The sequence below is a fragment of the Corynebacterium sp. LaCa_70 genome (assembly GCF_058182015.1).
Window position 1 is genome coordinate 734,220 of sequence record NZ_CP190914.1, and the last position, 15,019, is coordinate 749,238.

Sequence of the window (15,019 nt, forward strand, 5' to 3'; positions counted from 1 at the left end):
TGGTTAAGCCTCGCGTTGCCTGCGGTACCAGCGGATCAGCTCGTCCGTCGAGCTATCGCCGGAATCAATTGCTTCGGCGCCGGAAATGGCGGGCAACAATGCGTCGGCCTGTTTCTTACCCAGTTCCACACCCCACTGGTCAAAGGAATTCACACCCCAGATCACGCCTTGTACGAAGGTGATGTGCTCATACAACGCGATCAAGCTGCCCAACACCGACGGGGTTAGCTGTGGAGCAAGGATCGTCGTGGTCGGACGGTTACCTGGCATGACCAGGTGGGGGATGAGTTCTTCGGCTACGCCTTCCGCGGCAACTTCCTCGGCGGTTTTACCGAAAGCCATCACCTTGGATTGGGCAAAGAAGTTGCTCATCAGCAGATCATGTAATGAGCCTTCGCCGTCGATCGCAGCCAAGTCTTGATGCGGGCGAGCAAAGCCAATGAAATCCGCCGGGACGAGGTGTTTGCCCTGGTGCAACAGCTGGAAAAATGCGTGTTGGCCGTTGGTGCCGGCTTGGCCCCAGTAAATCTCACCGGTGGCATAGTCGATGCTCGCGCCATCGCGGCGGACAGATTTGCCGTTGGATTCCATGGTCAGCTGCTGCAGATACGTCGGGAAGCGCCGCAAATGCTGTGAGTATGGCAAAATCGCGTGGCTCGCGGCACCGTGGAAGTTGGTGTACCACACACCCAGCAAACCCATGAGGGCGACGACGTTGTCACGAAGGTCGGTGCGATAAAAGTAGTCATCGATGGCGTGGAAACCAGCTAAGAAGCGGCGGAAATCCTCCGGTCCGATGGTGAGCATCAGAGAAAGGCCAATGGCAGAAGGCACCGAATAGCGCCCGCCGACCCAGTCCCAGAACACAAACATGTTGTCCGGGTCGATGCCGAATTCCTTGACCTTGTCCTCGTTCGTCGACACCGCAATGAAATGATGCGACACAGCATCAGAGCTACCGAGCTTGTCGACGAGCCACCGCCGGGCAGCAGTGGCATTGGACAAGGTCTCCTGGGTACCGAAAGATTTCGAGCTGACGATAAACAGCGTGGTTTCTGGATCCACCACGGCCAAGGTATCGCTCATATCGGCTGGATCCACGTTGGAAACGTATTCGGCGTGGATGCCTGCAGTGTTGTATTCCTGCAGTGCAAGTGCGGCAAAGGCCGGGCCGAGATCCGAACCGCCGATACCGATATTGACGATGGTGCGGATTTTCTTCCCGGTAAAACCAATCCGGGTGCCATCGCGCAGTGAATTGGCGAAGCGCTCCATTTTATCCAGCTCCGCGTGGGTATCGCGGGTGACGTTTTGTCCGTCGACTACTAAATCCTGCTGGCCGTGGGAGGAAAAAGCACCCGGTGCACGCAAAGCCGTGTGCAAGACGGCGCGGTCTTCAGTGTTGTTGATGTGGGCGCCGGAATACATCTTCTCGATGGCTTCGCGCAATCCTGCGCGTTCTGCCAGTTCCACCAGGTGCGTATGGACGGTGTCATCGAGCCAGTTTTTGGATAAGTCGATGTGGAGTTCACCAGCGGAAAACGACCACCGCAGGGCCCGGTCGGGGTCCGAGTGGAATAGCGAGCGCAGGTTAAAATCCTGCTCGCTGGCCAGGGTGGTCAGTCGTTGCCATTCCGCGGTGGAGGAGATAGATGTAAAAGAACTCACGCCGTTATATGATACTGCTTTTTGCTATCGGAGACGGTGTGTGCACGCCAGTTTCGGGTGCATGTTACAGCAGTTTTTTCCCACAGGCGCCATCCCTGATGTTCGGCAGTATGCGGGTGATGTGCAGCTGCGCGGTCAGCGTGTTCCACGTGGCGGTGAGGCGCGAGCTCAATTTGGATTGTGGTGCGTGTGATCCCATACGTGTCGCGCAAGACAGCTTCCACGCGGCGCAAGACTGTTTCATGGTGGTCCATAACATCACGCTGGCTGGAATCTGGTTGGTGGACAGCGGTTGGTTGCGTAATAACAACGTGTACTGTCGCGACCGCATCCGAGCCGGTCAGCGACCACAGGTGCAGGTCATAGACGCGCTCGATGCCGGGAATACGCAAAAGTTCTCGCTGAATGGTCACATAATCTAGTCCGGCCGGCGCGTGCTGCATCAACACCGACAACGACTGCCGCAACAACTGCCAACAGCGTGGCAACAAAACCGCCAGGATCAATACGGAGACCGCAATATCCACGCCGCCCCAACCGGTCACCCACACCACGGCGGAAGCGAAAATTACCCCAATAGAACTGAGCATATCCGACACAATATGCAGATAAGCGCCCTTGATATTCAGCGAATCTTGTGACGGTTTGTGCAACACCAGCATCGCCAGCAAGTTGGCCAGCAGGCCGATCGTGGCGACGACGAGCATGACCTCGGCAGAAAGCTCAGCGGGATCGTGAATCCGACGGACTGCCGCGAACACAATCCAGACCGCAATAGCCATAACCAGCAAAGCGTTCAGCGCAGAAGCGATGACTTCCGCCCGCGAAAACCCGTAGGTAGCCAGTTGCGTGGCTTTCCGTTGCCCCCACCACAGTGCAAGCCCTGCCATGACTAACCCGACCGAGTCCGTGGCCATGTGCCCGGCGTCGGCAAGCAAAGCCAGGGACCCAGACCAGAATGCGCCCACGATTTCTGCGACCAAAATAGTAGTGGTGAGAATGATGACCGCTACCAGGCGGAGGCCAGTCGCCGAACCGTGCTGGCAATGACCGCCCTTGTGGCCATGGTGGTGCTGGTTGTGCTGGCCGCTGTGGTTGTGCTTGTGGCTGTGGCTGTGGCGTGTGACAGGGTGCATCGTCGTCATCGGGTTACCCCCTCTAGTCGTCTTCTACGATTTCGATGTGGCCAGTGCTTGGGTCATAGGTGATGGAACCGTGTTGGAAATTCACCTGGATCGGGGTGTTTCCGTCGTAGTTTTCCGGGGTGCTTGTCGGCAGGCCCAGTGTCTCTACTGCACCGTTAGCCCAAACGCGGGCGATCTCGCCCCACAACGCCTGCGTGCCGGTTTCTTCCGAATCGACGATCACTCCGTTGTCGAACACCGCGAAGTCAACGTCTGTACCGAATCCGGCGCCCACGCCTGCGGTACCGATTCCGGTAATAGGCGTGCCTAATACCGGCCCCAATAGAGCGTTGATCCGCGCCCAGGTTTGCTCAATAGTGGAATCTCCGGTCAGCTGCACGACGCGTCCGATCAGGCCGGGAACATCGCCGAGCTTGAGCCCAGGAATGACTTCGACCTGAGCTAGATTATTGGCATTGTCAGGCAGGCTGCTGGTCTGTGAGTTTTTCAGCAGTCTCATCACGATCGGTGCGATCAAGCCAATCGCGGTGGCAGCTAGCGTGGCAAGGTTCTGACCAGGGGCACCATTACCGCTTGGCGACGACGGGCGATGCGGAGTAGTGCCCTGTGATTGGTTCGACTGTGATTGATTGTTCTGGGTTTGCCCCGGAGTGCTTCCGGGGTTCCCAGCGATCATGTTTTTGACCTGGCTATAGGCCTGGTTCGTGGCCGCACGGATTGCTGCCCATTGTTTGACGGCTTCGTCGCCCGGGCATTCGGTATTATCCACGTCGCGGTGGCCATGGAAGCGGTTAAATGTGCGGGTGTCGCCGGCAGGGTAGCGGGCGTACTGGCTGCCCTCGGAAGTCAGGGAGACGGTACCGGAAGGATCAAAGCCAGATTGTGCCGCGCGCCAGCCCGCGATCTGACCTACGGAATTGATAGTAGGCTGCGGAACCGGAGCGATTTGGTGGTTACCAATCATGGCGATGCCAAAGGTGCCGGTGTTGTAGCCACCAGCGTGTGCGCCGAGAATACCGGCGTTTAAGCCATCGCGGCGGCCTTCGTAAATGGTGCCGAATTTGTCGACGAGCGCGTGGTATCCGATATCGCACCACCCCAACGACTGCGTGTGGTACTGGTATGCACCGCGCACCTGGGCGGCCGCAGATTCACGGCTGTAATTGTTCACGCCAGCGGTGTGATGCAGCGTCATTGCTTTGTAATCCATGCCGGTGGGCCCACAGTTACCACGGAAGGACTCGTTGGCGCCCCAAGCTTGGCGGGTGACCACGCTGGGCATGCCCACGGCAAGGTTAGCGGTCTGCTGGATACCAGCGGGAGTAGCACCTTCTTGGCCATTGACGAAAACGGCGCTGAGCTCTTCCGCTTTCGGCAACGGTGCGACGCCAACGGCGTTGTCGGTGTGGGTGAGGTCTACAGAATCGGTGACTGGTTGGATGATTCCTTCCGAGGTTTCCAAGCCCGCTTTCGGGGTGCTTACCTGTGGAGAAATCTCGCGCCCCTGGTCATTATGGCCGTCGTGATCGTCATGGCTGTGGTGGTCATCGTGACTGTCCGGGGTGTCGTGGCTATCGTGCTCGTCATGACTGTCGTGGCTATCGTGCTCGTCATGGCTGTCGTGGCTATCGTGCTCGTCATGACTGTCGTGGCTATCGTGCTCGTCATGGCTGTGGTGGTCATCGTGGCCGTCGTAAAGGTCCACGCCGGCGAGCGAAACCTGGACCTTGTTGGTCGGCGCGACATAAATCAGTTCGGTGCCTTGTTTGCTGGCTTCGTCAGGGTTGGGTAGTGGATGGGTTTCCAACCACGGGCCCCAGGAGCCATCGGCGGCTTGGGCGCGGAAGAATGCGAGGACGTCGCGATCGCCTTCCCAGGTCAGCGCGAATGAGTCGAATTCTTCGTCTTGGGTGAATTCTTGGACGGCGCGAGACTCGCCCTCTGATAGATCGTCGTGCCCGTGTTCGTGCCCGTGTCCGTGGTCATGGGCACCTTGGGTGGCGATAGCTGGGTCATCGACGACGGTGGTGGTTCCGCTGGAAAAGCTCGTGGTCTTGAGCGTCGCTTCCACCGAATTGTGGCCGACACCTTGGGTATTTAATACCTGGTTATCGCCGAACGCCGCGGCTAGAACGAGGGCTGACGTACTTGTCAGAGCAATGGTAGGCGTGATCCAGCGGGGCCGAGAAGGAGATAAATGTCTGCGCATCCTCATGATGGACTCCTTGGAGAAATAAGTAATCAGTGATGTGTTTTTAGGTGCAGTAAGGTTTGGCCAAATTAGTTCATGCAACTGAAGTTACAAGTGTTGCTGATGTTATTAATGTTTCGACACGCCGTGAATTTTTGTTGCGGAAGTCACGAGAGATTGTGAATTCTGAGATCCCAGGGTTGGAGTGAGCATGCAAAAACCCGCAAGCACTCAGCTGAATGCTTGCGGGTCGTTGATTATTCGGTTGTTGTGGCCGAGGGATAAAACCTCAACCGTAATTGGTTGATCTTAGATAGAAGATGGGCGCCATCCGGCCTCTGGCCAGCAATGGAACTCGCCGCCTTGGTAAAGCAATGGAGATACCGAGGCATCGGAATCACATTCCTCGACTTCGACGATCACGATGGTGTGATCGCCAGCGGGGGTTTTGGACTGGATGGTGCCTGAAAACCAAGATGCGGCCCCGGATATCACCGGCACATCCAGTGCTGTGCGGTGGGTATCCACTCCGGCGAAGCGGTCGATACCTTTCCGGGCAAATTGTTGTGCCAGTGGTGCTTGGCCTTGCGCCAACACCGAAATTGCAATGGGGTTACCTTCGATGAGCTTCGGCAACGATGATGAATGATTGCCGACCGATAGCATCACTAACGGCGGATCCAACGAGAGCGACGAAAAAGCGGATACTGTCATTCCAGCATCTGCTCCCTCGTGCAACGTGGTCACTACCGTGGTTCCTTTCGGAAAGGCTCCCGATGCACCGCGGAGTTTGTCTTTGAGGCTGAACTCACGAGTCGAACTTTTCGAATTTGTCACTGCTTAGCTTTCCTCGCGTGCCAATTGCCATTTCAGCTGACCTTCGGAAGGCGACTGTACAGGAATAAACGTCGCTTCACGGTAGCGGCGGGATGCTGGGGACGACTGTGCATAGCCAGCACCGCCCGCAACGCGGATCTCAAGATTGGCGGCCTGAACGGCAGCTTCCGCCGCGTTGAGACGCAGGCGTAGCAGATCCGTGAACGCTACCTGCTCACCGGACGCGGCTTTTTCTGCAATGGATTCCTGGATGGAGATCAGCTCCGTGATCTTGTCATAGGTCTGTGCCACGTCATCGGCAAAAACTTCGTTGATGCCCACCGTTTTGCCGCTTGCTGCGGCAATCGCGGATTCTGCAACCCCGAGGCATTCTGAGGTCTGCAGAAGCAAGAACGTAGGGCGCACCCGCGGCAGATAATCCGGAAAGCTTGTAGTCAGGATGTTTTCTTCTGCAACGAAGACTTCGTCGAATTCCACCCATGCAGAAGCGGTGGCATTGAGCCCCAACAGCCTGAATGGGGTGCCGAGGGTGAGACCTTCCGCGTTGCCGTCGACGACAAATAAAATCTGCCCGCCCTGATCGGAGTGTGCGCCAGAGACAATGATGGAATCATCAGCCAAGTTCGAGGCCCACTTTAACTTGCCGGATACTTTATATCCTCCGTTAACTGCTTGTGCCTGCAAATCAAGATCCCCGGCACCGGCAGCATATTTAAAGACTGAAGCCATGCCCGTGACGCCGGGGCGGGTACCATTTTCAATAGCTTCAATGAGCTGTGGGTGCTGGCTGTCGGCGGCTTTCAAGTAAGTCAAAACCATGAGGTCTGCCCAGGTACTGAAAGCTACAGACAGATCCTCACGGGCCAAACCGCGTACCAAGCGAACGGTGGCAACGAGGTCGTCGGTGTTAAGCAGGCCGTGCTGAGCCAAAAGTTCGAGGCCATAGCGTGCTGACTTTTCGCCTTTGTCGACAGCAGAAGCGTTTTCCTGCAGTGTTGTGCGGATATCCTCGGGAATGTCCAAGGGAGCTAATTCAATAGTTTTTGCTTCGGTAGTCATGAAAGTCGCCTTATTAACAGTAGGGCAGCAGCCTATTTTTTCCTAGGCTGCTGCCCTGGGTTCTAATCGCTATAAGCAGGGTGGATAACCGACTGAGAGGCTAGACCAGCTCGTGGGTCAGGTTGGCTGGGCGGGTGTAGGTGTTGACCACTGGGGACCACTGGATAGCGTCTGCGACGACTTTCTCGAGGGTCTCGCGTTCAGCATCACCATCGATATCCACCTTGACACGAACGTCGGAAACACCCGGGCGGGCGTCCTCGCGTGGGCTTACACCCCAGGTTGGGGAGATGTCGATATCGGATTCGATATCGATGTTGATCTTGGTCAACGTGATATTGCGGTGGGTAGCGATAGCCTGAATTCCGACGGAGATGCAGGCAGCCAGACCGGCCTGGGCGATCTCAGTGGGGTTAGGTGCGGAATCATCGCCGAGCAGTTTTGGTGGTTCGGCAACCAAGGTTGGTTCCAGATCGCGTACCTGGGTGTAGTTGCGGAACTGGCCGTCTGCCTCGGTGTGAGTGCGGATGACCTTCTTGCCGCCTTCAGGGTTTTCGGTGTTCTTGTTGGCCATTGCCTGCAGGTTGTCACCATCGATTGGTGCGAGTGGTTCGCCGGCCTTGTGGTTTGGAGTCAGATCAGACATGAGAACCTCCTTGAATTGCTGTGGCAGGCGCTCCTGCTTGCCACGTGGAATGACCGCTACGGTAGCACTCTTGGTCTGCTTGTGTTAGACAAAGCGGTCTATGTCTGCTGAACGGAATGGGTTAGAAGTGGGAGAATGGGTTGTTGTACTGCATAAATGGAAGTTGATTCGTCCCCAAAATTGGTGGCGAAATAGGTGAATAAAAATTTCCTATCACTGTTCCTTTATGCGCCACACTGTGCTTCTGGGCTTTGCCAGACGGTGTCTCTGGGCTAGGGCAAGTGAATTACCCTAAATGTCCTCGGCCCAAACGTAACAGCGCATTTGCGATATCTACGCCGTCGGCACCGAGCTCGTCGCGGAAAAAATTGATGATCGCTACCTCGCGGGTGTGTACCAAGCGGGTGCCACCGGAGCTCATACGCGTTTTACCAATCGCCTGGGCCACCTCAGTGCGCCGTTTTACCGCAGTGAGGATGATGTCGTTCATCTTGTCGATCTCTTTGCGGTAAGTCTCAATTTCTTTATCCGACAGCGGATCATCAGTTCCGGTCGGAGTACGCACTGAGAAATTCGAAGCCACGTTGTCCATCTGGTTCATACGGGGCATTCTACTGTGGTGGCGGTTACAAGATGGAATGAGATGGTGACACAGCAAAACGGTGAAATAGTAGGCGAAATAGTAGTTTGGAAGATTATGAATTCATCGCCGTTTCAGCCTCGCCCGCAAGCTAATGATGCACAGAGCAATTCACCAGACAATCCTGCAGCATATAGTCCTGAGCCATCGTTATTCGGCGGTAGACAACCCCGTGGTTTTCCGCCACATGATACCGAGCTATCGCAGGGCGTCAACAGAACCAGACCGAGCTCACAATCGGCTGAGCACCTTATTGCCGGGCTGAACGAGCAACAACGGCAGGCAGTGGAGCATTCTGGAAGCCCGCTGTTGATCGTTGCGGGCGCAGGTTCGGGCAAAACTGCGGTGTTGACTCGTCGCATTGCGTATTTGATGCAGCAGCGGGGCGTAGCACCCCACCAAATCTTGGCGATTACCTTTACCAATAAGGCTGCGCGAGAAATGCGCGAGCGCGTCGGCCAGCTCGTTGGCCCTGTCGCTGAGCGCATGTGGGTGGCCACTTTCCACTCGACGTGCGTGCGGATCTTACGTCAGCACGCTCATCTTGTCGACGGCTTGAATACGAATTTCAGCATTTACGACGGCGACGATGCCCACCGATTGCTGTCGATGATCGCCAAGGAAATGAATTTAGACCTGAAGAAATTTACCGGCCGGGTGCTGGCGAATGCGATCTCACATCATAAGAATGAATTGCAGGATCCAGCCGCGGCGGCCTCTGCGGCAGCGACCACGAAAAATCCCTTCGACACTACGGTTGCAGAAGTTTACGCCGAATATCAACGTCGTCTGCGGGCAGCGAATGCCGTGGACTTCGACGATCTCATCGGAGAAGTCGTGCGGATTTTCCGGGAACACGAACAAGTCGCTGAATATTATCGGCGGCGCTTCCGTCACGTGCTGATCGACGAGTATCAGGACACCAACCATGCACAGTACGCGCTGGTGGCAGCGCTCGTCGGCAAGAACAGCGGTGCGCAGTCAAATCCGGAACGCATGAGCGCCCCAGAGTTATGCGTGGTTGGCGATTCTGACCAGTCGATCTATGCCTTCCGCGGCGCCACCATCCGCAATATCGAAGAGTTTGAACGCGATTATCCGCAGGCACGCGCGATTTTGTTGGAGCAAAATTACCGCTCAACGCAGAATATTTTGACCGCTGCCAATGCCGTGATCACTAATAATGCGGGGCGGAGAGAGAAAAAGCTGTGGACCGATCAGGGCGCAGGCGAAAACATTATTGGGTATGTGGCGGACAATGAGCACGATGAGGCGCGGTTTATCGCTTCCGAGATCGATACGCTCAGCGACCAAGGGTATAGCTACAACGATATTTCGGTGATGTACCGGACGAATAACGCCTCGCGTGCATTGGAAGATATTTTCATCCGCTCCGGTATCCCATACAAGGTGGTCGGTGGCACGAAGTTCTACGAGCGTAAAGAGATTCGCGACATTGTGGCCTACCTGCGTGTATTGGAAAACCCGGATGACACCGTCAGCATGCGACGAATCGTCAATGTTCCCAAGCGCGGCATTGGTGATAAAGCCCAGGGGCAACTCGCTGTGCACGCGGAAAACCACAACATCAGTTTCGGCAAAGCCCTGGAAGCAGCAGCTGACGGAGACATTGCTGGCCTCAGTGCTCGGGCGCGGAATGCACTGCGTGGTTTTGCCGAGATGCTCGCTACCGTGCGGGAAGAAATTCCTGCGATGACTAATGAAGCCACTGGCCAGCCGCACCTCGGTGAATTGATTGGTCGGATTCTTGATGTCACCGGCTACAAAGCGGAATTAGAAGCGTCCAATGACCCGCAAGATGGCACCCGTTTGGACAACCTGAACGAGTTGGTTTCGGTAGCGCGCGAATTTTCCTCTGATGCAGCCAACGCCGCTGGATTAGACGAAGCAGATATCAATGCTGCCAATGGTTCCGCTGCTGCAGGCGACGGGCTGGACGATGGGCTGGACGATGGTGCAGCCCCAGCAGGCTCGTTGGCCGCATTTCTGGAAAAGGTATCCCTGGTTGCTGATGCCGATCAGATTCCAGACCACGAGCATGGCGTCGTTACCCTCATGACCCTGCACACAGCCAAGGGACTCGAATTTCCGGTGGTGTTTGTCAGTGGTTGGGAAGACGGACAATTTCCACACATGCGTGCACTTGGTGATCCACACGAATTATCCGAAGAACGCCGCCTGGCGTATGTGGGCATTACTCGAGCGCGGAAGAAACTCTATCTGACCCGGGCAATGATGCGGTCTGCTTGGGGCCGCCCGGTGGAAAACCCCGCGAGCCGGTTTTTGGCAGAAATCCCGTCGGAAGTTATCACCTGGAAACGCGAAGAACCCACCGCAGGCCTGGGCACTGGATGGGGCACTGGTGGTTCTAGCTTCACTAGCTTTGGTGGAGGCGATGACGATTCTTGGGCGGAAATGTCGTACGGCGCACGCCGTTCGCGCCGGATGCGTGGTTCTGCTGCGTCTTCCCCTTCGCAACGGAACCGTTCCGGTATTCCGGAAAAGAAAACCGGTGGCGCGAAATTAGATCTTGCCGTTGGAGACAAGGTCAATCACGCCAAATATGGTTTGGGCACCGTGATTTCTGCGGATGGCCAAGGTGCGCGGGCAACCGTGACCATTGACTTTGGTTCTTCAGGAACGATCCGCTTGATGTTGGTGGGTGCGCCGCCTATGGAAAAACTTTAGGAAAACTCTAGCGAGACTCTAGGAGTGCTCCCGGGGCGCTAAAGTTTGAGAAAAACTCTCGGGGCGCTATTTAGCGCCTCGGACGGTGATGCCTTGCTTGGCGAACCATGGGACTGGGTCTACCGGGGTGGCACCGTCTGGGCGGATCTCAAAGTGTAGGTGTGGGCCGGTGGAGTGGCCTTCGTTGCCCATGGTGGCGATCTGCTCGCCGGCGGTAACTTTTTGGCCAACGCTCACGTTGTATGAATTCACGTGACCGTATACGGAGATTTCGCCATTGTCGTGCTGAACACGTACCCATTTGCCGTATCCCTGTGCCGGGCCGGCGCTGATAACGGTGCCATCCATAATGGAATAAATTGGGGTGCCGATACCATTTCCGATGTCGATGCCTTGGTGAATCCGGCCCCAGCGCGGTCCGAATGGTGAGGTAAAAATTCCCTCGGTAGGAAAGACCACGGTGCGGCCGTCGGCAGTCGTACCTCTTTCCGCGGTCATGTACGACGTCGATGGGGAAGCTTGTGCTGCCTTCTCCGCAGGCTTTGCTTCCGGGGAGGTGAGGGGGTCAATAATGATCTCCAGGGCATCGCTGCTGTTTTGGAGACTCGGGGATCCACCTTGGTTGAGCTGCTGCACAGTGGATGCCAATCCTTCGGCAACCTTGAGCAGAGCGTCTAGATCATAACCGTTAATGACGGGGTCTTTGGCGCTGCCTGGGTTGACTGTTGCGGTCAGGGCTGGATCAGCGTGGGCTGCTGGTGTGGAACCCGGCAGGCTCACAGCGACCGCGAGGCCGGCGGCGCTCACGCCAAGGGTGAGCCGTCGAAAGCGGTGGGAAGGCTTCATACAAGATCCTGTCTAATCGTGCAGTCTTACAACTACTGAAAGGCTCTTGCCAGGAACGGCCATGGATTGCCCGTCCGGCTTCGGCTTGTTTAGAGCCTTATTTAGAGCCGTGTTCAGAACATTGTTTAAGCTACCGTTATTTATTTGTGATAGCAATGCCATAAACGCTGGTTAATGGGTTGATTTACTCGACAACGCTAAAGATTCCAGCTCATGCGGCGTGTTGCTGGTGTGGCTTGTGTGAATAATGTGATTTTATGGCGCGTATTTTAGGGGTGATTTATGGGGGTGAATCAATGGGGTGGATGCTGAATTGCTGGCGGAGCTTGGGGCCCAGAAAGTTTATGGCACGCAAAAACCGCTTATCCCGCTGCAGGAACAAATACAGACAAGTTGCGGGATAAGCGGTTAAAAGTTGGGGCCTCCTAGTTTGTTTCAGAGAGCCCGGATATACCTGGTGCAGGACGCGTGCTTAAACGTGGATGCCACGTTCTGCCAGCCATGCAGCTGGGTCTACGGGGCCGCCACCGCCTGGGTGTACTTCGAAGTGCAAGTGTGTACCAGTGGAGAAGCCGAGGTTGCCCATGCCCGCGATCTTTTGACCAGCATGCACGCGCTGCCCGGTGGAAACATCCAATGATTCCATGTGGCCGTACAGTGAAATGGTTCCATCGTCGTGCTGAATACGGATCCAGTTGCCGTAACCGGAAGCTGGGCCGGAATCCAGAACCGTGCCGTCCATGATTGCCAGAATTGGGGTGCCGTTTGCGTTGGCGATGTCGATGCCGTTGTGGAAAGAACCCCAGCGTGGGCCAAAACCGGAAGTGAAGGCGCCTTCGGCTGGCTTGACGACGCTTGGCAGGCGGGAACTCAGGTCCTCGGCGATGCGTTCCGTGGAGTGAGCAACCGCCTTGTCGAGCTGTTCGGCCAGGTTGGCGACAGGACGGAATTCGTTGATCTCTAGAATTTGCGGAGCTGCACCGACCTCTGGGAGGAAGGTGTCTGCGTCGTTGGCGAGGGTGTAGTCCACATCTGTGGTGCCAGCGTCTACGGTTGCGTCTTGCTCTGTCACTTCCGCGGCGTTGATCTGTGCAGCCGTGGCGCCACCGATACCAGCGGAGGATACGGTTCCCGCTGCCACCGTGACCAGGGCGATGCGTCCCTTAGCGGTTTGTGACGCGTTAACCTTGCGGTGGCGGCCCCCACGGGAGCGAATGGAAGAACTTTGCATCAATAGTTTCCGTTCCTGTTTCAGCAATTCTCGACTAATTCGGTGCATCGTTTTCCGATCAGCATGCTGGCCAGTAAACGAGCGTTGAATTGTAACCTGTCTGTTATCTAACGAATGTAACAATAATGTCTCGGCCCTGATCGATCAACTCAATTTCGGAAAAATTTTCACCGTTAGCTGTGTTATCCCTTACATGGGTGTAATTAACCGTAAAATATGGTGCCACTGTAAATTCTGGGGCCTGTGGGCTGGGTGTGAATTCCAGGACGCTGCCAGATCGGACTTCATAAGAGTATCGATAGCATTGGGATTTTCGACGCGCCACGGTGGTCTTATTCGTTGGACATGGCAAAGTAGTACACGATGAATAGCAATTCGAGCCCGCATTCCCGTCCCGCGCGACGTCCACAACGACGCCCTCGTACTGCTGGTTCTGCTCACGATGCAGAGCTACAGAGTAGCGCCCGACGCTCTCGTGGTGTGACGCGTCGTGATGCAACACGGTCGCAGCGTCGGAAGAAGACGTCGGCAAGCTCTACTGCGCTACCCGCTGCTGCGCAGCTAACAATGGGCCAGCGAATCCGCAAAGTTGGGCTCACACTTGCCATTCCACACGCGGTGATCATCATGTCGATCATCGTCGTAGCGGTTGCGACGTTACTGATGACTTCCTCGTCCATTGCGGTGTTGCCCACGGTCATCGCAACGGCATGGTTGGTCTTTCACGCTGCGCCAGTGGCTGGCGAGGATGTTGTGATTGCCGCAGTACCGTTATTACCAGCATTGCTGACGATCGCATTGTCTGCCCGACAAGTGCATGCCAGCGTACGGAAACGGTTCAGCATTATTGATCTGTTGATGGTTTTCGCCTGGAGCTTAAGCACGCCGTTGCTGCTTACGGTAATTGCCTTATTGATGCTTGCCGACGCTCAGACGGTGTATCCCGTGGCGGTGCCGCCGATCGGACCAGTGCTGGTTTCGGTTCTTCTCGTGCACTTGATGGCGTTTGTGGTTGGTTTAGGGCCGAAAGCATGGCGGGCACTTGCGCGGCGCTACCGCGTTCCGTTGTCGATTATCGACGGTGTCGGCGTCGGCGTGAAAACACTTGCCGCGCTGTCTGCCGCGGCGGCAGTTGTTGGAGTGATTTTGCTTGTCATCGGCTGGGAGCGGCAAGCAGAGATCATGGCTGCTTACCCGCAAGCTGGAACTGCCGCAAAACTCGCCCTGGTGCTGTTGTCTCTGGCGTATATTCCGAATGCCGTGATCGGTGTTGGTGGTGTGCTGCTTGGCTCGGAATACCAATTTGGCGCTGCCAGCGTGTCCTTATTTGAGACCCATTTGGTGCCACTGCCGCCTTTTCCGGTGCTTGGCGTGGTACCGGCTTCGTCGGCAAGCTGGGCTTGGATCGGATTATTTATCCCAGTGGCAGTCATCGTTGCGGTGATGCTGCGAATGCGTCCAAGTCCGGTGATGACCTTAAGCGCGGGCCTGGCAACGTGGGTAATTGTTGCGATCGCAGTGTTACTGACCGGAGGAGAGGTTGGCGCCTATAGCGACACCGGTTTGCCTGTGTTGTGGACGGCAAGCTTGGCGCTGATTTGGGTTGGCGGTATCGCTTTGGCCGTCACGCTCATGTTGCTGGTGTTTCAGCGTCGTCAAGCGCGCGGAGAAAGTGAAGAAGATCCAGCCGACTACGCCGAACAAGAACTGGATATGCTGGCCGACGACGCGGTGCCTGCTGAACACGCGCAGGGCGAAGGAGCCGAGAAGACTCCGGACGCTGAATACGATTACGCTGAGGACGCTGAGGATTCCGAATACTCTGAATACACTGCAGACTTTGCGGCCAATGATTCGGAGAATGATGGTGACTCGATGGATAAGACCGATGCAGCCGATAACACCAATGTAACCGAAGATAGCGGTGAAGCCGACGACGTAGACGACGCCGACGACGCCGATGAACTCGGTGAAACTGCGGCTGCTAGCGAAGACGCCAAGAATGAAAATAATCGCCAAAATGACGAGGCCAAACGTACCGAGTAGT

Annotated in this window: 11 protein-coding genes; 2 read left to right on the forward strand and 9 right to left on the reverse strand. The window is 56.1% G+C overall.

Annotated elements, in window-relative coordinates; translation table 11 throughout:
* Positions 1-3: 3 nt before the first annotated feature.
* The 7 genes from pgi to ACP8MI_RS03330 all read right to left on the reverse strand — a co-directional run bounded on the left by pgi (position 4) and on the right by ACP8MI_RS03330 (position 8,147).
* Positions 4-1,668: a glucose-6-phosphate isomerase gene (gene pgi, locus ACP8MI_RS03300; RefSeq protein WP_420361716.1), complete on the reverse strand. Its 1,665-nt coding sequence runs from the start codon at positions 1,666-1,668 to the stop codon at positions 4-6.
* Positions 1,665-2,813, reverse strand: a complete 1,149-nt coding sequence (locus ACP8MI_RS03305; RefSeq protein ID WP_284589919.1) for a cation diffusion facilitator family transporter — start codon at positions 2,811-2,813, stop codon at positions 1,665-1,667. Before ACP8MI_RS03305 ends, pgi begins: the two co-directional genes overlap by 4 nt.
* A 13-nt stretch (positions 2,814-2,826) precedes the next feature.
* On the reverse strand, positions 2,827-5,022 hold the full coding sequence (locus ACP8MI_RS03310; protein ID WP_337891821.1) for an N-acetylmuramoyl-L-alanine amidase: 2,196 nt from the start codon (positions 5,020-5,022) through the stop codon (positions 2,827-2,829).
* 291 nt (positions 5,023-5,313) lie between these two features.
* Positions 5,314-5,841: a flavin reductase family protein gene (locus tag ACP8MI_RS03315; protein ID WP_018121194.1), complete on the reverse strand. Its 528-nt coding sequence runs from the start codon at positions 5,839-5,841 to the stop codon at positions 5,314-5,316.
* 3 nt (positions 5,842-5,844) lie between these two features.
* Positions 5,845-6,900 carry an acyl-CoA dehydrogenase family protein gene (locus ACP8MI_RS03320; protein WP_490290708.1) on the reverse strand — a complete coding sequence of 352 codons (1,056 nt, stop codon included), beginning with the start codon at positions 6,898-6,900 and terminating at the stop codon, positions 5,845-5,847.
* Between the two features lie 100 nt (positions 6,901-7,000).
* Positions 7,001-7,546, reverse strand: coding sequence for an OsmC family protein (locus ACP8MI_RS03325; RefSeq protein ID WP_018121196.1), 546 nt, complete (start codon positions 7,544-7,546; stop codon positions 7,001-7,003).
* Between the two features lie 286 nt (positions 7,547-7,832).
* On the reverse strand, positions 7,833-8,147 hold the full coding sequence (locus ACP8MI_RS03330; RefSeq protein ID WP_018121197.1) for a chorismate mutase: 315 nt from the start codon (positions 8,145-8,147) through the stop codon (positions 7,833-7,835).
* Positions 8,148-8,243: 96 nt separating this feature from the next.
* Between ACP8MI_RS03330 and ACP8MI_RS03335 the strand changes: the two genes are divergently transcribed.
* Positions 8,244-10,895, forward strand: coding sequence for a UvrD-helicase domain-containing protein (locus ACP8MI_RS03335; protein ID WP_284589916.1), 2,652 nt, complete (start codon positions 8,244-8,246; stop codon positions 10,893-10,895).
* Between the two features lie 66 nt (positions 10,896-10,961).
* On the opposite strand, the gene ACP8MI_RS03340 is transcribed toward ACP8MI_RS03335, so the two are convergent.
* Complete coding sequence (locus ACP8MI_RS03340) at positions 10,962-11,741, reverse strand: M23 family metallopeptidase (protein WP_018121199.1); 780 nt, start codon at positions 11,739-11,741, stop codon at positions 10,962-10,964.
* 472 nt (positions 11,742-12,213) lie between these two features.
* Positions 12,214-12,972 carry a M23 family metallopeptidase gene (locus ACP8MI_RS03345; protein WP_018121200.1) on the reverse strand — a complete coding sequence of 253 codons (759 nt, stop codon included), beginning with the start codon at positions 12,970-12,972 and terminating at the stop codon, positions 12,214-12,216.
* Between the two features lie 363 nt (positions 12,973-13,335).
* Here ACP8MI_RS03345 and ACP8MI_RS03350 point away from each other — a divergent pair, with 363 nt between their 5' ends.
* Positions 13,336-15,018 carry a cell division protein PerM gene (locus ACP8MI_RS03350; RefSeq protein ID WP_126844407.1) on the forward strand — a complete coding sequence of 561 codons (1,683 nt, stop codon included), beginning with the start codon at positions 13,336-13,338 and terminating at the stop codon, positions 15,016-15,018.
* The last annotated feature ends 1 nt before the right edge of the window (position 15,019 follow it).